This is a genomic window from Psychrobacter sp. NPDC078631, assembly GCF_050268165.1.
GTDB lineage: Bacteria > Pseudomonadota > Gammaproteobacteria > Pseudomonadales > Moraxellaceae > Psychrobacter.
This window is the reverse complement of sequence record NZ_JBNNGG010000002.1, coordinates 384,505-402,913: the sequence shown is the minus strand read 5'-3', so window position 1 is coordinate 402,913 and position 18,409 is coordinate 384,505. Positions and strand designations below refer to the sequence as shown.

Genomic DNA, 18,409 nt, shown 5'->3' with positions numbered 1-18,409 from the left:
ACATAGCGGTAGACTAGATACAATAGACTTGGATGAGTAGATCATGGGTGTAAGTCAGGATCAAAATAGTAATGCAGCAGCAACGATAGCGGATCAGACGTCTACGAATAAGCTCAGTATATTGGTGGTCTCAGGGCGTTCAGGATCTGGTAAAACCTCAGTATTGAATATCTTAGAAGATCTAGGCTATTACTCTATTGATAATCTGCCGCTGTCTTTATTACCTAATGCTGCTCATAAACTGGTCAATGAAAGCGGTATTCATCGTATTGCGCTGGGTGTCGATATTCGAACGCCACGTGCTGATTTATCTAATTTCGCAGTGACGTATGCTTCTCTTAAGGAGACTTATGGGTCGCATGCGGTACAGATTTTATATGTGACTGCACAAGAGAGTACGCTGATAGCTCGTTTCAATGCGACGCGCCGTGTACATCCGCTAATGTCACAAGATATCGATAGTGATAATGCTAAGCATGTTACTTTCAACTTACCTGCTGCTATCAAAAAAGAAGTTGAGCTATTAGAGCCAATTGCTAGTCACGCTGATATTAGGATTGATACCAGTAGCCTAAATATCCATCAGTTAAAAGACAGCTTGCGTGAACACATAGGTATGGACAACCAGATTGTCATCAATCTACTGTCTTTCGGTTTTAAATACGGTAGCCCCATTGATGCTGACTTTGTATTCGACGTTAGAATTCTACCGAATCCGCATTGGAACCCTGAGTTACGTGACTCGACAGGTCTGGATACTGAGGTAGGCGCATTCTTCTTAGATTATCCAGAAGTAGCAGAAATGATGGGTGATATTGATAAGTTTTTGACCCGTTGGCTACCAGAGTTTTTGCACAATAATCGTCATACGGTCACGGTTGCCATAGGCTGTACGGGCGGCAAACATCGCTCTGTTTTTATCACTGATCATCTACAACGCCGCCTTGCTGATGCTATGCCCAAAGGCGTGAAGGTATTAGCAAAACACCGCGAAAAAAGTCGTTGGTAGTGATATCAGACACTATTTAATTTATTAATTATTATTTTGGAAAGCTTTTATGATCGACTGGAAAGAACAGGACATGCGCGTTTCGCGCACAGAACTCAAAAAAGCCCATGAGCGCTTGCAGCAATTATCTATACCGCTTGCTAGCTTATCGAAAAAACAGCTAAAAGCCTTACCTGCCAGTGATTATTTTATGGCGGAGCTAATGGCATTGGCTGATATTACCAGCGCCAATGCTCGTAATCGTCAGACCAAGCGTGTTGGCAAGCTTATGATTGAAGAGAATCGCCATGAGCTGATAAAGGCACTATTTGATGCCTTTTTTCCTAAAGAACAAGTCTCAAAAATAGAGAGCTGGTACGAGCGTCTGAATATCAATGATGAAGGTACGCTTAAGCAGTTTGTGAAGCAATATAAAGCTTCTGAGCACCACAGTATGTATCAGTTATTATTGTGGATAGAGTATGCCAAACATATGCAAGATGACGAGTTGCTGGCAGAGTCTAAAGCAGATTTGGCAAGCTATATTCGTGAAGTGGCTATTTTATCGCAGCTGAAAAAATAGCATCTATAACCAAGCTAGAAATCTATTAATTAGAATTTTATTAGTTGAAAGATTAGTAGTTAAAAATGAGTAATTAAAAGACGTATAGCTAAAAGGTTAAGATGCAAAAAAGCCAATCAATTTATGATTGGCTTTTTTGTTCATGGCGTATAGATAGATCGTACGTCATGTGAGTTATTCAAGTACTTATGGCTCGAATTATTTCTTTTCAGCGCGAGTTTTGTCAACTAAATAGTCAACAACTTTAGCGACTTTAGCGTTTTCACCAGTTACCACATATTTGCCTTGTACAACGACAGATGGAACACCAGTGATTTGATAACGCTTGGCGCCTTCTTGAGAGCGACCGATTTTTGTGCCAACAGCAAATGAGTTATATAGGCTGTTAAATTTCTTTTCATTCACGCCTTTTGATGCATACCATTTGCTTAGTGACGCTTGATCAAATAGTTTTTTGCCATCTTTATGAATAGCATCAAATAATGCGTCATGAGTTTTACTTTCAAAGCCTAGAAGCTGAGCTGCATAAAAACCGCGAGCATTGGCTTCCCAAACAGGGTTAAGTGCTGCCGGTGTCTTAAAGAATGCCACATCTTTGTCTTTGGTTTTTGCCCATTTTTCCATGTGCGGGTTAAGCGCATTACAATGTGGGCAGCCATACCAAAAGAACTCACGAACAATGATAGCATCACCGCTGATTTTCTCTGGGTTGTCTAGCACACGGTAATCTTTTCCAGCGACATAGTCTGCAGCTTGTACGCCCATAGAGGCAAGTCCAATGGCCATGGCTAGACCAGTCAGTGTGATGACACGTTTCATACTTTATCCTTGAGGTGTGGAGACTTAGAATGGGTTAAGAGGTTGGTGTCTATATGGTTATTAAACATGTGACACTCTAAAATATATAGCTTTTAAAGGGTCTAAACCAGACAGTGTCGAGTATAATCGAACAATAGCAAAGTATCGACTATGATAACGTAAAATGTATGTACTTGTGAATCGCATTCTTAACCAATAGTTGTAAAGCTGTTAGCTATTATTTAAGGTATATTGCTTGTTACTTTCTGAACCTACTGTTTCTCAAACGTCTGCTTTATTTCTATGTAATATTTAAGACAGTCGAAAGTATCAGGATGCGGTATTTTCACAAAAGTATTTAGCTCTTCTATATCAAGATACTGCCCAAAAAACAAGGTAAAGTTTAAGCCTATTCACAATCAGTGACGATGTGCTTACGACAAAACTGCTACTCTCATGCTAATATTAAGCACATAATCGTGCACTGTAAACGATAATAACGATAGTGACAATCAAGGAACATACCATGAGCTCAGCTTTAAATTCTTCATCAACTTCGAGTGATCAAAATAACAATAGCACTTTCAATAGTACAGAGTCTAACACCATCAACGTAGATCCTAGCGAAGTCGAAAAATTTAATAACTTGGCGAGTGAATGGTGGAGCAATACAGGTGCCTTTGCAACGCTACACGAGATCAATCCATTACGTTTAAACTGGATAGAAGAAAACGTCAAACGTGGCTATCAAAACGCTGCTAATAAAACCGCTGAGCAAGGACTTTCTGGCAAAAAAGTACTCGATATAGGGTGCGGCGGCGGAATATTGTCAGAATCTATGGCACGCCGCGGTGCTGATGTGACAGGGATTGATTTAGGTACAGAGAACCTAAAAGCTGCTGCGTTACATGCAGAGCAAAGCCAGTTGGAGAGTACGCTTCGTTATCAGCATATACCTGTTGAAGAGTTAGCAAAAACGCAGGCTGGTCAGTTTGATGTGGTGACTTGCATGGAGATGTTAGAGCACGTGCCAGATCCTAGCTCGATTGTGCAGGCTTGTTATGAGTTACTGGCTCCTGGCGGTGTCTGTGTACTATCAACGATTAATCGCAATCCTAAATCTTATCTGTTTGCCATCGTTGGTGCAGAGTATGTGCTGCGGTTGCTTGATCGTGGTACCCATGACTATGCCAAATTTATTACGCCAGCTGAATTAGACAAAATGGCACTTAATACTGGATTTGTTCGTCAGGATATTATCGGTTTGCATTATAATCCGCTGACCAAACGCTACTGGCTTGCCCAAAACGTCGATGTTAATTATATGATAGCCGTACAAAAGCCACTGGCTTGATGCTGCACGCAGCCATTTATTTGCCATACTTTCACTAAACACGTCATCAATCTCAAGAGCATTCACTATGACCCAATTTGTAAAAGCTGTTTTATTTGACCTTGATGGGACATTAATCGATACTGCTGCTGATTTTGTTCGTATCATTGGTAAGATGAGTCTCGAAAACGATTGGCAGGCACCGCCTGAAGCAGAAATCCGTGAGCAAGTCTCTGCGGGTGCCTCAGCTATGGTGCAATTGATGCTAAGACATAACGATCAGCTTGAAGTCAGCGAGGAAGAGTTGCTTGAGTTTCGTCAGCAGTTCTTAGATGATTATGAAGCAGATATCTGTGTCGATAGCTGCGTGTTTCAGGCGCTTGAAGCGGTGCTGACTGAGCTTGAAGCAAAAGGTGTGCCTTGGGGTATCGTTACCAACAAGCCACGTTATTTAGCCGAAAAGCTATTAAGTGAGATGCAACTGGATCAACGCTGTGCGGTTTTGGTCTGTCCAGATGACGTATCACGTACCAAACCAGACCCAGAGCCAATGTACATGGCGCTAGAAAAACTCGGTATTCCGCGAGGGGCTGCAGGCTGCGTACTTTATGTCGGTGACCATGTACGTGATATTGAAGCTGGCAACGCTGCTGGCATGCCAACGATTTTGGCCGCTTATGGATATATTCCACCTGAAGATCAAAAGTCTTTGAAAAAATGGGGCGCCGACTATATTACGGATACGCCTGAGCAGTTAAATAAATTGCTGCTATCGTCTGGTAAGTTTGAGTATTTATAGACTGCTATATATCACCAGTTTTACAACCATAAGCACATATCCTCAATGATTTAATGATAAGTAGTGAGCAATGCCATGAGTAACAATAGTAATCAACCAGTCGATCCACAAGACAATAAAAAAACTGTTCAAAGTCCTATTCAGCCTTTGACTCATGATGACATTCGTAGCTTCGTACCGTCCAGTAATTGCCTAGATGGTAAGACTATTTTAGTGACTGGAGCAGGTGATGGTATTGGCCGTGTTGCGGCATTGACCTATGCTCGTTATGGCGCCACTGTCTTATTGCTAGGACGCACTAGCAGCAAACTTGAGTACGTCTACGATGAGATTGAAAGCCTTGGTGGTAAGCAGCCTGCTATGTTACCTATGAACCTAGAAGGGGCGACTTACGCCGAAATGCAGCAGCTCGAAGGGCTAATTAATAAAGAGGTCGGCCAGTTAGATGGTATCTTGCATAATGCTGGTGTATTAGGACAATTGACGCCGCTTGAGATGTATGACGTCGATACTTTCGCCCAAGTGATGAAAGTCAATTTCACAGCGACTTTTATGCTGACTCAAGCGCTATTGCCGCTATTAAAAGATGCTGATCATGGCTCTGTTGTCTTTACCTCTAGCACTGTAGGTACACATCCTCGCGCATTTTGGGGTGCTTATGCACTTTCCAAACAAGCAGTAGAAGGTATGAGTGATATCTTTACTCAAGAGACTCAGAACACTACCAATCTACGTTTTAACTGCGTTAATCCGGGTGGTACCCGTACCAATATGCGTGCGCATGCGTATCCAGGTGAAAACCCTATGAGCTTAAAAACACCTGAGGATATCATGGCAGGCTATGTCTGTCTGATGAGTGATGAAAGCATTGGCGTACGCGGTCAAGTCATTGAGCTACAACCTAAAGATTAGTAGCAAAGTTTTAAGTTGAGTCGAAATAACTGCGTCATTCTTTGTTGACGATTTTATAAACTATTGCAGGTTGCAATTAACTATAGCTAGCCCCATCTATTTGTTATTAAAGACATTTGTATTGTCTCATTATAATGAATAAAAAATAGGATAAGATTATGGCAGGTGGCTGGTCAAGAGATGGTGCTGAGCACGAACAGATGGATGCAACTGTAAATGATGCGTTGGAGCGAGCGCGACGTTCGTTACCGACAGGTGTGAGTGCTGAGCTGTGTGACGAATGTGGTAAGCCTATTCCAGAGGCAAGGCGACTGGCAGTGCCTGGTATTCAGCATTGTGTTAGCTGTCAGACGGAGCTTGAACAAGAAGCAAAAGCAGCTGAGCTGTTTAATCGTCGTGGTAGTAAAGACAGTCAATTGCGTTAAAAAATAGTTAGTTGCGTTGAAAAAAGAAAGGGCGGACATTGCTAGATAAAATAGCAATGTCCGCCCTTTTTTTGTCTGTTGCTATATAACCAGTGCCATCAGTTCGTGATCGCGATCTTCCCAATCTATCAAGGCTAGTGACGCTTTGGCATCATTCTCAGTTTCTGATTTTCCTGTAGCTTTATCGACAGCATGTGTATCGACAGTATTGCCTAATTGCAAAATAATTTCCAATCGACTATCCGTCTGTGGGTTGATAGTTCTAGTAGTTAGACTACCAGGGTTAAAATTGATCTGCATCCATCCATCAGAAGTATGCACTACGCCTTTGATGCGTTGCCAGTTTGGCAATGCTAACAACCAATTCTGTAAATCGTCAGCGTTTAGTATGTAGTGTGCAGGTAGTCGCCATCCAGCCAATTGAAAATCTTGCTGCTCTTCATGGTAGCGATAGGGCAGATCACTATCAGCACTGGTCTGAGGATTGGCCTGAGCTTCGGTCTCATCGATAGATGAAATCGATGATGACGCAGTTGCCAAAGAGTTGTCTTGAGACTGTAAACCAATCATCGATTTTGTAGGATTAGAGATACTGACTTTTCGTTGATTTGAAATGATAGAGCTGGGCTTATTCAGTTGTTCATTCAACGTTTTAGAGTATGTATCTGTTACAAGTTTATTTGCTACAAACTTATCTGATGAGTCTGTTGCCTCAGATGCTGTTAGCCCTGATGCTGCCCAAATGATTTTTACTTGTGAATTTAGCTTGGTTATCCATTCTACTAAGACTTGTTTTTCGCTAGTATCTAATTGGACATAACGATTGATTATCAGCACATCGGCATCACGAACATGCGCTTGAAAACCATCGTGATCACGATACTTAATCTGTTGCCACTGCTCGCCACTCAGTACGGTTATCACCGCATTCATTTTTAGGGCAGTTTGCCAGTGCGGCGCACTAAGTTGTAGTATCAGCTCACGTGGATGTGCCAATCCTGTCGGCTCAATGAGTAATCGCTGCGGATGATGCTCACTGAGCAGACGACTGATTGCAATTTGTAAGGGTAGCTGACTGGTGCAGCAAATACAGCCACCACTGACCTCACGAATGGCGATATTTTTTTGCTTAAGATCGTTATCTTGGGAGCTTGCTAGGAGTGCACCATCAATACCGATACGGCCAAACTCATTGATTAGGAGAGCCCAGCGTTCGTCATCAGGTTTTGTAGCCAGTAACTGATTAATTACGGTGGTTTTACCAGCACCTAAAAACCCTGTCACTAACGTGCAGGGTATGTTTTGAAAAATAACTGGGTTTTTCACAAATAGGCTCATCATATTGGCACGTGTTTGAGAGTAAACAAACACGGCCTATATTAAAAGGAATTAGATCAGTCAAAAGTTATTCGCTTTTGATGGTTTCTACCTCAGCTTCATCAGGAACGAACACGTAGCCCACGCCCCAGACGGTCTGGATATAACGTGCTTGTGAAGGGTTGTCTTCAATCAGACGACGCAGACGTGATACTTGGACGTCGATAGAGCGCTCCATCGCACCCCATTCACGACCACGGGCAAGGTTCATCAACTTATCACGGGTCAATGGCTCACGTGGATGCTGTACGAGTGCTTTTAGTACTGAAAACTCACCTGTCGTCAAAGTGACTACGTTACCATCACGTTTGAGCGTACGAGTCGATAGATCTAATGTCCATGGACCAAACTCGACCACTTCCATTTGATGACTTGGTGCACCTGGCAACTCACGGTTTTGACGACGCAGTACTGCTTTGATACGAGCCAATAGCTCTTTTGGGTTAAAAGGCTTAGGCAGATAATCATCTGCACCCGCTTCTAGACCTGCGATACGGTCAGCATCACCACCTTTGGCAGTCAACATAATGATAGGAATATCTGCATTGTCTTCACGCAGACGCTTACAAATACTGATACCGTCTTCGCCTGGCAGCATCAAATCAAGCACGACCAAAGAGAAAAGCTCACGTTGCATGAGTTTGTCCATCTGACTGCCATCATGAGCAGTACGAACGACAAAGCCGTCGTCTTCTAGGAAGCGTTGCAACAAAGAGCGCAGACGAGCGTCGTCATCGACGACTAAAATACGCTGAGTCAACGTGTCAGGGCTGTTGTTATCAGTCATACAGGCATCCTTTTATAAAAATTATTGTTATCAGAAACTACAAGTAAATAGCTATGAGCAAAAACACTGCCACTAATTATCATTATTTAATTATTGGTTACGAATAAGCACTTCATAAAATTAAAAACTATTGTTCAATATATCAGCACATATCAATATTTGTGTTATTGATACTTTAGTGTATAAGATTGCACCGAGAATTGCATCACCCATGATAATAAATGCTGTATGCGTTTGTTTAACAAGTCCATAGGATGTGTGATATAGAACGATTTGCGTCCTAAAATGCGCAATAAATAACGAAAAGATAAAAAGGATTTTTATTCATGCAGCTTTTGCTATAATGCAAAGCTACATTTCTCAACGATTGATACGTATATGAGTAGCACTGATACCTTAACGTCATCTCAAACCTCGACAAATGCACAGGTTTTAGATGCAACCACACACGCGAATATTCACGACAAGCTTGCTCGCGCGCTTGGCATTAAGACTGCTCAAGTCAATGCGTTTGTCAAACTTTATGATGAAGGCGCGACGGTTCCTTTTATTGCGCGTTACCGCAAAGAAAAGACTCAGAATCTTGATGATGCGCAGCTGCGTGCTTTAGAGAAGTCGCTTAATTACGAGCGTGACATGGCAACACGTCGCCTTAAAATTACTGAACTGCTAAGCACACAGGGCAATCTGACTGATGAGCTACAGACGCGTATCGATAATGCGACGTCTAAGCTTGAGCTTGAAGATATCTATCTGCCATATCGTCCGCGTCGTCGTTCACCTGCTGCCAAAGCTCGTGCCGCTGGTCTTGATACTGCTGCCCAAGCGGTCTTGACCCAAGAAATCACCCCGATGGATGCCTTGGCTGATTATCAGATCCAGTCAAGTATCACTGATGACAGTGGTAATGAAATCGAGGTTGACTTTAGCGATATCGAAAAACAACTCGCTGGCGTACAAGCGATTATCGTTGATGAATGGACGCAAGCATTGGGTTTGTTGGACAATTTACGCAGTGGTTTTGCCAAAACTGCCAGTATCGTATCGAGCGTTGCGAGCGAAGAGAAGCGCGAAGTGGGCGAAAAATTCAAAGACTACTTTGAGCATAGCGAAAGCCTTGCTCGACTGCCAAATCATCGCCTATTAGCAATGTTGCGCGGTCGTCAAGAAAACGTCTTGGGCCTAAAGATTGAAGGCGAAGACGCACCCTTTATCGAAAAAATCATCAGTCATTTTGACGTCGATGCCAAAGCGCCAGCAGCACGCCGTGAGTTTTTAGTAGAGGCAGCCAGTAGCTTGTGGAAAGACAAATGGCGTCCGCATATCGAGCATCGCCTATTAACTGAAAAGCGCCTAGCCGCAGAAGCGGATGCGATTGATGTGTTCGCTAGCAACTTACAGCATTTGCTAATGTCTGCACCTGCAGGTCCTAAAGTAATCTTGGGTGTCGATCCTGGTATCCGTCATGGCGTAAAAATGGCCATCGTCGATGCGCAAGGTCATGTCATGTTAGATAACGAAGAGAAACCTGTCATCGCGACAGTGTATCCGTTCGCACCTGATAATAAGATGGATGAAGCCAAAGAAGTCATCGATGCGCTGTTGAGCACTTATAACGTTGATTTGGTCGCTATCGGTAATGGTACGGCAAGTCGCGAAACAGATGCGATGATTAAAGAGATTTTGGCCGCGAATGATGCATTAAAAGCCAAAGCTGTTATCGTTAATGAGTCGGGTGCGTCTGTTTATTCAGCGAGTGAACTTGCTAGTGATGAGCTGGCCAATCTAGACGTTTCTGTACGCGGAGCGGTTTCTATCGCGCGTCGCTTGCAGGATCCATTGTCAGAGCTTGTTAAAGTTGATCCAAAAGCCATTGGCGTGGGTCAATATCAGCATGACGTCAATCAAAACCAGCTTGCAGACAGTCTTGATAAAGTAACTCAAGATAGCGTGAATGCCGTGGGTGTGGATGTAAACACAGCCAGTCCAGCTATCTTAGCTCACATCGCAGGTCTTAACCGCAATGTGGCGCAGCAAATCGTCACTTATCGCAAAGAGCATGGTGCATTTGATAGCCGTGAAGCGCTCAAAAACGTCCCACGTCTAGGCGCTAAGACATTTGAGCAGGCAGCTGGTTTCTTGCGTATTCATAATGGTAGCAATCCATTAGATGCCACTGGTGTGCATCCAGAGAGCTATGCATTGGTCGATAGCTTACTCGCACAAGCGGGCAAGCCGTTGTCAGAAGTCATCGGTAATGATAGCGTATTAAATACTATTGATACGACTATACTGGCTGCTAACGATGATAATGTTAGCGTAAAAGCGATTATCGAAGAGCTTGCTAAACCTGCTCGTGATCCTCGTCCTGAGTTTAAAACGGCCAATTTCCGTGATGACGTCAATAGCATCAAAGATTTGAGCGAAGGCATGACGTTAGAAGGGGTAGTCACTAACGTAACGGCCTTTGGTTGTTTCGTTGATGTGGGTGTCCATCAGGATGGTCTGGTACATATCTCGCAGATGGCCAATGATTTTGTCGCCGATCCTATGAACCGTGTCAAACCTGGCGATATCGTATCGGTACGGGTTATCTCTATCGATGAGAAACGTGGTCGTATCGGCTTTAGCATGAAACCTGAATCTGAAAAACCTGTCCGTACGGCTGCCAAGTCTACGACAGCTAGTACAGATGGTGAGAAAACCAGTCGCCCACGCAACAATAATGCAAATAGTGACCGTCCAAATAATAGCCGTCCAGCTGCTGATAAACGTCCGTCTAAGCCACGTGGCAAGCGTCAGGATAAAGACAACGCGAGCAATCGTAGTAAGCCAGTGAAAAATGATAAAGCTGAAGCCCCAAGTAAAATGGGTACACTCGGCGCTTTATTACAAGAAGCGGGCGTGACTAAAACTAAGAAATAAATACTGATAAAAATAGCTAAAATTTATAGTTTGGTATAACAAAAAAGGCAGCCATATGGCTGCCTTTTTATATAAGTAATACGCTTACAAACTAAATCAAATAAACTAGTTATCTGCTTAGCGTGATACAGCGATACGACGGTTCTCTTTGAACTGTACGTTTGCTGGCTGAGTAGCTAATAACTCACCACGCTTGTCTTTTTTCTTTTCTTGCAAAGTACTAGCAGCATCTGCAACTTTATTCTCAGTAGCCGCTTCACCAGCGATCAAAGGCTGATAGTCTGCATTGCTGTGTTGCATGTTAGGCGCTTGAGCGTTCTGTACAGGAGCCTGAGCAGTTGTAGCAGTAGTCATTGCTGCCGCATTGGTTGTTGCCTGAGCGTTATTCATCAAAGCTGCGTTATCATTGCTTACTTCATTATCCATATCGTCAGTTTCGTCGTTTATTTCATCTGCTTCATTATTCATGTCCATATCGACATCAGCAGTATTTGACGCTTCGACATCTACAGCGCCAGGTTGAGTCGCTAGCAACTCACCATCAGGACCTTCTATTTCGGCCTGTACAGTGCTCTCGACAGCAGCGTTACGCATATCTGCTGGCATTAGATCGCTATTGTTAACGGGTGCTGCCATTGCCATAGTTGGCAATACAAGGCTGGCGCCGACGATTAGTGATAAAACATTCTTCTTCATTATAAAACTCCATGATACATAATTAGCAATAGTTAAAAACGATAACTCATATTCAATAATGAGCTGTTTTTATTTAAAGGTGTCTGTAAATACTGTATGCAAATTATCAACGATGTAGTTTATATTTCAGTAGCAAACTCATTAAGGTTCTAACAGTTTAATGTTTTCTTGTGACGTTATGAAACTGTCATATTTAAAGTCTAGCTAGTATTTTAACTTGTATATTTTTCAAAAACTCATTAGTAGCAAAGGTTGATTTTGTTATTAAAGCTGTTAATAAATGAGTTTGTTAACTATAAATATTTACCGATGTCTCTAGCATTAAAAATATGAATGTTTGATTGCTTATAGTTGTTATTTGAACTTAGCTGATTGTTATTAATAGTTTTTTCAGTGCTATCTGTCAGTATTATAGAAACTTCTATCAGTAGTTTTTATTTATAATTAAAAGCCAGTGTTTAGATAATTCCTAAATTCTATTATATAAATCCTTTGATAATATATACTTCATTAAACTAATGTTTACGTATGATTTTTCTACAATATCTATAAAACGATAGTAGTACTAGATTAATGGTTAGTATCATAAAGTATTAAATAATCGGCAAACAGAAACATTGTTCACCAAAAAAATACGTTGTTCTTAATTTAATTTTCGTCTCAATTTTAGAATAGACAATAAAAAACCGTATCTCAAAGCCAAGATACGGTCATAAAGACATTGAGCCTTTGTTATCACTCAATAGATTAACTATCAATCACTTCAAAGCTAAGACCAGAATGCGCTTCTAAACGTGTTATTAGCTTATCTCCCATCGCAGTTGCTGGTGTCCAGAACCCGCCGCCAATATCTTCTTTGCTAATATCTTGTGCCAGACATAATGCCGCCTGCGAAATCATACGAGAGGTACTGCCATAACCAGGATCTCTATCACCTGTTACTTTAACGGTAATAGTATCGTTTTTGGCCGTTTGTCCAAAGTGACGAATATCAAAGTAGCCGTTCTCTTGCTCGTCCTTAGAAGGGCCTGAGCCAGCTTTTGGTAAGACGTGCTTGGATAGTAACTCGCGACTTGGTTTAATCATCATCGCAGTGGCAAAGCCTAGTAAACCTGCACTCATAGCATAGCTAGACAGTTTTCCTTTGACGCCATCTTTCATCCACATGGCTTCGTCATATTTAAAATCGCGACCGTACTCATAGCTGAGCAATTGGTTAGTACGATGGACGATACGCGTATTGATGGTCGCCATGACGAACGGTGCTAACCAGCGCTTATGATTGCTGTCATATACTGGTTTGCTAACATTATCCTGACGTACGTTTGGTGCGTTGGCATCATCGTTTAACAGGTATGGATTGGCCACTTGTTTGCGACGTGCTTTGTCCTCACCAGCTTCTTCAAATATTGATGCCATCGATGCGATAGTACCGCCTGAGATCCCACCTTTCGCTGCTTTGACACGCATATGAATGACATTACAGGTCTCGCCGAACTTTTCTTCTGCCTTAGCTTGGGTAAAGTACGCACCCAAATCTGAGGGGATAGAATCAAAACCACAAGAGTTGACGATACGAGCACCACTTTGCTTGGCAGTGTCTTGGTACTTGTCCATCATATCTTTGATGAAAATAGCCTCACCAGTAAGATCAACATAATCTGTACCGTTTTCAGCACAGGATTTAATCAGCGGCTCACCATATTTCAGATAAGGGCCGACAGTTGAGATGATGACTTGAGTTTGATTTGTCATCTTATCAAGGCTGTCAGCATCGTTACTATTGGCAATAATAATGTCTACCTTGCTCTCGAGTTTGGCCTGTAGCTTATTGAGCTTGTCTTCATCACGACCTGCGATCGCCCATGATACATTTGAGCCATCTTCGTTCTTATTATTTGACAAAAAATTGGTTAAATAGTGGGCAGTGATCTGACCGACGAAGCTTGTCGCACCATATAGAACGACTGCATAAGGGCGTGTGTCGCCGCTGGTTTTTTGTATAGGGTTTTCAGTATCCGTATTGGTATCCATATGTATTGTCCTTAATAGATTTGAGAATAGGTGGATAGTAAACTATAAACCAAGTCGTTTGATTAGGTTAGGGGTTTGTGAGGTCGCTACAGTTTATAGTTTGCAGCCTACCTCACATACAACATCACATATAACGTGAGAAATTTAAAATAGTTCTGCATACAGTTGAAAGAGTAGCGTTCAGTAAAAGGGCATTCAATAAAAGCACATACAGGTAAAAAGCGCTTAGTTTAAGAATGCTCAGTTAAATAACGTTGTATTCAGAAATATAATTCTATTTCGAAAATATCATCTATTAAAGAAAAAGAGGTATGAGACATTAACAGATACTACAAACTTTACATAACCTACCGATATTATTACTAAAATGAACGTTTTTTGGACACGAACATTGCTAATCTATAAGCGTAAACAGTAATAACTAGCATTAGATAAAAACAAGTTAAATAGATGCTATATAAATTCTAATATCTGTTTTTTACTATTATTTGAGGAGAAGATTATGTTTCGTTGGGCTATTATTTTTGCAGTAATCGCATTATTAGCGAGTTTACTAGGTTTTGGCGGTGTCGCAGGATTATCTGCTAATTTGGCATACATTTTCTTAGCAGTCGCAGTGATTTTGTTTATTGTTGCCTTTGTCAGTCGTAAGATGTAGACACAGCTTATCGTTGTAAATACCTACTATAAGAAAGACCCTCAATTGAGGGTCTTTTTTTGTCTGCTTCAACTAGGGTAATAGGTATAGAGCCAAGATAATTAGTATCAAGGTATGCATTATAGACTTGCTACTACAACCGTTTGGGCTGAATAATATGCTCCATGCGCTTGGCTAAACGAATATCCAAACTAGATATACCGCCTGTATCATGATTGGTTAGACGAACTTCTACGATATTGTAGGTATTGCGCCATTCAGGATGGTGCTCAAGCGCTTCAGCATGAAATGCCGCTTGATTCATAAAGCTCATAGCTTCGATAAAATCGCTGAAATGATACGTCTTGACGATGCTATTGCCGTCACGCTGCCAGCCAGCCAGCTCTTCTAGCTGTAGATTGATTTGTTTGTCAGATAAACTACTCATATTAATAACCTTTATTGTTATGTCGAATTGGTTTATTAAAAGTGGTGCTGGGGTATGTCTCCTATGCTAAATAAATATCTACATATTTTTCTGCTTTGCCCGATATTACTTAACTGAACCTAGTTAAAGAATTAGTTGAGCCTAATTATGTAGCCAGCTAAATCAAATCTTGATACTCAGGATTTTTGCTAATGTATGACGCGACAAATGAGCATTGCGGTACCACTTTTTTATTTTGCTCACGCGCATAATTCAATGCATGCTTTACCAGTGCTGAACCAACGCCTTGACCGCCTAATTGCTGCGGTACGATAGTATGATCGTAAACCAACTTGTCAGCATTTTCCTGATAGCTAATATAACCTGTCTGACCATTGATAGATGTCTCAAAGCGGTTCGCTGCTTGATTATGAACAATGTCCAGATTTGGTTTAGAGGTTTGATTATTCATTAATATACTCCATTTCTTATTATCGAATTTTTATTATGAATTAAATATTTATTAATTTAATAGTGCCAGTTTAGTATGTAGGTTTGACACCTAATAATCTAGACGCTTACCGTAATGGTCGATAGGACGATTGTTAACGTCATTTATGTTTGTTGTCCTACCTTATCATGGCAGTATCTGGTTGCAAATCTGAATAGGTCACCATGCATAGGATATGGCTTTACGAACGACTGGAGGTAAAAAGCGAGTGAGACCACCAACATTTTCTATCTCTAATTTATCTTCTAATTTGTTTTCTAAATTGACCGCTGACCTATCATCTTTATGAGTAGTAATATCTGCATTTTCCGTTGACTGTACATACGCTTGCCATTCTTTTTCACTAGGTTTGCTAAAGTGATAAATACGTCCCAGTACTTGCTTGAGCTGAGTGCTAAAGCGGCCAGTGTTATAGCTTAAACCATACTTATGGCACATGGCCTGTACCTGCGGCGCAATCTTTGCATAGTGGGCAGCTGGCATATCAGGGAATATATGATGCTCAATCTGATGAGACAAATTACCTGTCAAAAGGTGAAACCATTTGCTGCCTTTGATATTGCTAGAGCCAAGGATTTGGCGTACATACCAGTCGCCTTTACTTTCATTGGCATCGAGATGGGTATAGATATGCGCTTGCTCAGTGAAATGCCCACAAAAAATCACCGCCCACGTCCATAGGTTACGGACAGTATTGGCAGTCATGTTACCGCTCAGCGTACTAAAGGCGCCACGACGGCCTAGTGTCATCGCTACCACAGACGGCAGTGCGATATAGTCTTTGCCTATTTGTCGTCCAATTTTGGCAAATAACGCGCGAGACTTTTGCTGCATGATTTTGTGCAGATCAGGAGAGTCAGCGTATTCATCTGCACTGATTTGGATATCGTGAAAAGCTACCGCCCATTCAAAGCCTAATGCTAGCACCGCTGTACTAAACATATTATAGCGATCTTCTGGCGTCCAAGGCTGCTCGTCAGTCACTCGAATCAAGTGATAGCCTACGTCATGATCACGGCCAACAATATTGGTAAAAGTGTGATGTAGATAATTATGAGAGTGTTGCCACAATGGAGCAGGGCAGACAATATCCCAGTCAAACTTTTGACTATTAAGGTGCGGGTGTTGCATCCAGTCATATTGCCCATGCATGACGTTATGACCCAGCTCCATGTTGTTCAATATTTTGCTAAAGCTAAGTAAAGACGTACCTAGTAGCCAAGTAGCGACAAGACTGCGTTTCGATGGCATACGCCCAGCCGCTGCCAGTAAACCACGGGCGATAATTTCACTATATACCACGGTGGCATATATCCGCTGTATGTAACGTGCATCCTCACTACCTAGCCAGTCCATAACGCTTTTGTACAGGGCATTGAGCTCTACGGCTAAAGCATCACTTTGAGGCTTTGATAGAGGGGCATCAGTTACTGTTGGGTAGCGAGTCCGTGTTGACGTGTCTGGCTGACCTCTATCATTGATTGCTTTATCATTAAGCTGCGTGTAAGGCGTTTGCGGTGTCAAAGGCAAGGGCGCGTTTTTTGCTAGCTGTGCATCGGACAAAGGCGTCAAGATAGGCACAGCAGATTGTGGCGTAGTAACGGGTGGTAATAAGCGCATAAATAAATCCTTAACCGAAACGGCATGAATAAGCAGCACTGCATCCGGTTTGATAAGTTATCTGAGTTTTAGCCTATAAAGTGACGTTTGTCTTTTACTTCTCATAGGTTGTTTAGCATATGCTTTCTATTAAGCCAGTCATTAAACATCGAGTACCACATCAGTCATGGCAATGTTGATACAAGTCTGAATAGACTCGTAACCATCACCACTCACTTTCCCTGTTTGGACGTTTTTGACCACGCCGCTGACTTTATTACAGCGGCACAACTGGCAAATACCTTGCCGACAACCATATGCTAGTCGTATATCTGCATTTTCAGCAGCAGTCAGTATGGTCGTGTCACTGCTAAACTGTCGTTGCCGTGACCGTAAATAGACAGTGTGTTCTTCTACAGGTATCGTCTTATCGAATGTTTGATTGCTGCTGACATCAACATCAGCTAGAGCATTACCAAAGTTCTCTACGATAATGTTATCGCGCAACTGTTTGTCTGTAGGGCAAATTATCTCTGCGGCGACTTTATATAAGCCAGTTAATAACGCTTGTGAACCGCAAGCAAATATCTGCGTATCTGCTAGAGGTAAGTTTAGCAACAGCAGACCCTCTGCACTTAAATATCGTGTACCAGCCAAATAGGTAGTCGGATCTTCAGTATGGATTAGATGATAAGTGAAGTCTGGATGAGTATCGTTCAGCTGTTGCCACTGATGTTGCAGTTTGGATGAAATAGTCCGACTATAATGCAATAGCGTCACCTGATGTCCATTACTCAGGGCTTGAGTGATAAGTCCGAGCATAGGCGTGATACCGCTACCGCCAGCGATGAATAGCAAAGGAGTGGACTGCTTATTATCTGAGCCTTCCTGCACTACTATGGATGTCTGTCCCAAAGTGAAATGACCAAGTGGCAGGCTTGTATCAACGACGCTAGCCAATGGCATTTGCTTGGTTAAATAGTCAGATACCAATCCTTGCGGTTTAATCGCGATAGTTACCGTATGGCGTTGGTCTGCTGTGTTACTACTGGTATTATCGTCGAGCCACCAGAGGGGTTGATGCGCCAAACCCACTATCGAGTAGCTACGCTGGTAATAGATCCCATCAATACAAACGCGAAAATCAAGATATTGACCGCCTTGCCAACCACCCATCACCTCAGAAATTTGCTGTTTAAAGGCTCTATTGGTTTCAAATCGAAGTGCTATCAAATCATCATTTAATGTATAGCGTGCGATCAGGCGTAACTTAGGAGTCGTCAATGACCAAAACGGATGCAAGCGCGATCCGATAAAATCGACAAACGCACGTTGAATAATTTCAGGGCGATAGCCGTTGGCCATATTATCAGTACCTGTATGATTGTTATAAAGTAGGTGTTGAGACGAACATAAAGTCAGATGATCAATCGATTTTGATAATTAAATATCAAACGGATCTACTCGACCTTGTTAAGCCACACTAACATGCTAACGGCTATTGATTAAATTTGCGAAAGTTTTGATGCTATTTTTTGTGGTCTTTATAAAACGCTAATGAATCAAAATGTTAAGTTA

17 protein-coding genes are annotated in these 18,409 nt (G+C 42.0%); 8 read left to right on the top strand and 9 right to left on the bottom strand.

Features of this window, described 5'->3' with window-relative positions; all coding sequences use genetic code 11:
• Nucleotides 1-43 precede the first annotated feature (43 nt).
• Together rapZ and yjgA are read left to right on the top strand one after the other, a co-directional pair.
• Nucleotides 44-1,009, top strand: coding sequence for an RNase adapter RapZ (rapZ, locus tag ACQKCP_RS07785; protein WP_427611904.1), 966 nt, complete (start codon nucleotides 44-46; stop codon nucleotides 1,007-1,009).
• A 49-nt stretch (nucleotides 1,010-1,058) separates the two neighbouring features.
• Nucleotides 1,059-1,571: a ribosome biogenesis factor YjgA gene (gene yjgA / locus ACQKCP_RS07780; RefSeq protein ID WP_057757930.1), complete on the top strand. Its 513-nt coding sequence runs from the start codon at nucleotides 1,059-1,061 to the stop codon at nucleotides 1,569-1,571.
• A gap of 198 nt (nucleotides 1,572-1,769) precedes the next feature.
• On the opposite strand, the gene ACQKCP_RS07775 is transcribed toward yjgA, so the two are convergent.
• Nucleotides 1,770-2,390 (bottom strand): thiol:disulfide interchange protein DsbA/DsbL, encoded by a 621-nt coding sequence (locus ACQKCP_RS07775; RefSeq protein WP_427611903.1) that lies wholly within the window; start codon nucleotides 2,388-2,390, stop codon nucleotides 1,770-1,772.
• Nucleotides 2,391-2,895: 505 nt separating this feature from the next.
• On the opposite strand from ACQKCP_RS07775, the gene ubiG reads away from it, so the two are divergent.
• The 4 genes from ubiG to ACQKCP_RS07755 all read left to right on the top strand — a co-directional run bounded on the left by ubiG (nucleotide 2,896) and on the right by ACQKCP_RS07755 (nucleotide 5,838).
• Nucleotides 2,896-3,723 (top strand): bifunctional 2-polyprenyl-6-hydroxyphenol methylase/3-demethylubiquinol 3-O-methyltransferase UbiG, encoded by an 828-nt coding sequence (gene ubiG / locus ACQKCP_RS07770; RefSeq protein ID WP_427611902.1) that lies wholly within the window; start codon nucleotides 2,896-2,898, stop codon nucleotides 3,721-3,723.
• Nucleotides 3,724-3,790: 67 nt separating this feature from the next.
• The gene (locus tag ACQKCP_RS07765) at nucleotides 3,791-4,501 is read left to right on the top strand and encodes an HAD family hydrolase (protein WP_191114535.1); all 711 of its coding nucleotides are present in this window, start codon (nucleotides 3,791-3,793) and stop codon (nucleotides 4,499-4,501) included.
• A gap of 75 nt (nucleotides 4,502-4,576) precedes the next feature.
• Nucleotides 4,577-5,413, top strand: coding sequence for a YciK family oxidoreductase (locus tag ACQKCP_RS07760; RefSeq protein ID WP_427611901.1), 837 nt, complete (start codon nucleotides 4,577-4,579; stop codon nucleotides 5,411-5,413).
• 158 nt (nucleotides 5,414-5,571) lie between these two features.
• Nucleotides 5,572-5,838, top strand: coding sequence for a DksA/TraR family C4-type zinc finger protein (locus ACQKCP_RS07755; RefSeq protein ID WP_101204603.1), 267 nt, complete (start codon nucleotides 5,572-5,574; stop codon nucleotides 5,836-5,838).
• 81 nt (nucleotides 5,839-5,919) lie between these two features.
• Here ACQKCP_RS07755 and ACQKCP_RS07750 read toward each other — a convergent pair whose 3' ends face one another.
• Nucleotides 5,920-7,164 carry a CobW family GTP-binding protein gene (locus ACQKCP_RS07750; protein ID WP_427611900.1) on the bottom strand — a complete coding sequence of 415 codons (1,245 nt, stop codon included), beginning with the start codon at nucleotides 7,162-7,164 and terminating at the stop codon, nucleotides 5,920-5,922.
• 79 nt (nucleotides 7,165-7,243) lie between these two features.
• Complete coding sequence (gene ompR / locus ACQKCP_RS07745) at nucleotides 7,244-8,002, bottom strand: two-component system response regulator OmpR (RefSeq protein ID WP_057757943.1); 759 nt, start codon at nucleotides 8,000-8,002, stop codon at nucleotides 7,244-7,246.
• Nucleotides 8,003-8,380: 378 nt separating this feature from the next.
• Between ompR and ACQKCP_RS07740 the strand changes: the two genes are divergently transcribed.
• A complete protein-coding gene (locus ACQKCP_RS07740) occupies nucleotides 8,381-10,927 on the top strand; it encodes a Tex family protein (protein WP_427611899.1) in 2,547 nt (848 codons plus the stop codon).
• A 117-nt stretch (nucleotides 10,928-11,044) separates the two neighbouring features.
• Here the strand turns inward: ACQKCP_RS07740 and ACQKCP_RS07735 are convergent, their stop codons facing one another.
• Complete coding sequence (locus ACQKCP_RS07735) at nucleotides 11,045-11,623, bottom strand: hypothetical protein (RefSeq protein WP_427611898.1); 579 nt, start codon at nucleotides 11,621-11,623, stop codon at nucleotides 11,045-11,047.
• A gap of 747 nt (nucleotides 11,624-12,370) precedes the next feature.
• The gene (locus tag ACQKCP_RS07730; protein ID WP_427611896.1) at nucleotides 12,371-13,657 is read right to left on the bottom strand and encodes a saccharopine dehydrogenase family protein; all 1,287 of its coding nucleotides are present in this window, start codon (nucleotides 13,655-13,657) and stop codon (nucleotides 12,371-12,373) included.
• 502 nt (nucleotides 13,658-14,159) lie between these two features.
• Here ACQKCP_RS07730 and ACQKCP_RS07725 point away from each other — a divergent pair.
• Nucleotides 14,160-14,315, top strand: a complete 156-nt coding sequence (locus tag ACQKCP_RS07725; protein WP_021814049.1) for a DUF1328 domain-containing protein — start codon at nucleotides 14,160-14,162, stop codon at nucleotides 14,313-14,315.
• A gap of 133 nt (nucleotides 14,316-14,448) precedes the next feature.
• On the opposite strand, the gene ACQKCP_RS07720 is transcribed toward ACQKCP_RS07725, so the two are convergent.
• From ACQKCP_RS07720 to ACQKCP_RS07705, 4 genes are all read right to left on the bottom strand, one after another.
• Entirely contained in the window at nucleotides 14,449-14,742 is a 294-nt protein-coding gene (locus tag ACQKCP_RS07720) for a 4a-hydroxytetrahydrobiopterin dehydratase (RefSeq protein WP_057757953.1), read from the bottom strand.
• Nucleotides 14,743-14,899: 157 nt separating this feature from the next.
• The gene (locus tag ACQKCP_RS07715; RefSeq protein ID WP_427611895.1) at nucleotides 14,900-15,193 is read right to left on the bottom strand and encodes a GNAT family N-acetyltransferase; all 294 of its coding nucleotides are present in this window, start codon (nucleotides 15,191-15,193) and stop codon (nucleotides 14,900-14,902) included.
• A gap of 198 nt (nucleotides 15,194-15,391) precedes the next feature.
• Nucleotides 15,392-16,852: a fatty acid desaturase family protein gene (locus tag ACQKCP_RS07710; protein WP_427611894.1), complete on the bottom strand. Its 1,461-nt coding sequence runs from the start codon at nucleotides 16,850-16,852 to the stop codon at nucleotides 15,392-15,394.
• Nucleotides 16,853-16,993: 141 nt separating this feature from the next.
• Nucleotides 16,994-18,196, bottom strand: a complete 1,203-nt coding sequence (locus tag ACQKCP_RS07705; protein ID WP_427611893.1) for a flavin reductase family protein — start codon at nucleotides 18,194-18,196, stop codon at nucleotides 16,994-16,996.
• Nucleotides 18,197-18,409 lie beyond the last annotated feature (213 nt).

What these genes read in the sequence shown, in the direction of transcription:
- ACQKCP_RS07755 (WP_101204603.1), top strand. Translation starts at nt 5,572, where the DNA reads ATGGCAGGTGGCTGGTCAAGAGATGGTGCTGAGCACGAACAGATGGAT.
- ACQKCP_RS07760 (WP_427611901.1), top strand. Translation starts at nt 4,577, where the DNA reads ATGAGTAACAATAGTAATCAACCAGTCGATCCACAAGACAATAAAAAA.
- ACQKCP_RS07765 (WP_191114535.1), top strand. Translation starts at nt 3,791, where the DNA reads ATGACCCAATTTGTAAAAGCTGTTTTATTTGACCTTGATGGGACATTA.
- ACQKCP_RS07735 (WP_427611898.1), bottom strand. Translation starts at nt 11,623, where the DNA reads ATGAAGAAGAATGTTTTATCACTAATCGTCGGCGCCAGCCTTGTATTG.
- ACQKCP_RS07715 (WP_427611895.1), bottom strand. Translation starts at nt 15,193, where the DNA reads ATGAATAATCAAACCTCTAAACCAAATCTGGACATTGTTCATAATCAA.
- rapZ (WP_427611904.1), top strand. Translation starts at nt 44, where the DNA reads ATGGGTGTAAGTCAGGATCAAAATAGTAATGCAGCAGCAACGATAGCG.
- ACQKCP_RS07730 (WP_427611896.1), bottom strand. Translation starts at nt 13,657, where the DNA reads ATGGATACCAATACGGATACTGAAAACCCTATACAAAAAACCAGCGGC.
- ACQKCP_RS07705 (WP_427611893.1), bottom strand. Translation starts at nt 18,196, where the DNA reads ATGGCCAACGGCTATCGCCCTGAAATTATTCAACGTGCGTTTGTCGAT.
- ACQKCP_RS07710 (WP_427611894.1), bottom strand. Translation starts at nt 16,852, where the DNA reads ATGCGCTTATTACCACCCGTTACTACGCCACAATCTGCTGTGCCTATC.
- ACQKCP_RS07740 (WP_427611899.1), top strand. Translation starts at nt 8,381, where the DNA reads ATGAGTAGCACTGATACCTTAACGTCATCTCAAACCTCGACAAATGCA.
- ompR (WP_057757943.1), bottom strand. Translation starts at nt 8,002, where the DNA reads ATGACTGATAACAACAGCCCTGACACGTTGACTCAGCGTATTTTAGTC.
- ACQKCP_RS07725 (WP_021814049.1), top strand. Translation starts at nt 14,160, where the DNA reads ATGTTTCGTTGGGCTATTATTTTTGCAGTAATCGCATTATTAGCGAGT.
- ubiG (WP_427611902.1), top strand. Translation starts at nt 2,896, where the DNA reads ATGAGCTCAGCTTTAAATTCTTCATCAACTTCGAGTGATCAAAATAAC.
- ACQKCP_RS07775 (WP_427611903.1), bottom strand. Translation starts at nt 2,390, where the DNA reads ATGAAACGTGTCATCACACTGACTGGTCTAGCCATGGCCATTGGACTT.
- ACQKCP_RS07720 (WP_057757953.1), bottom strand. Translation starts at nt 14,742, where the DNA reads ATGAGTAGTTTATCTGACAAACAAATCAATCTACAGCTAGAAGAGCTG.
- yjgA (WP_057757930.1), top strand. Translation starts at nt 1,059, where the DNA reads ATGATCGACTGGAAAGAACAGGACATGCGCGTTTCGCGCACAGAACTC.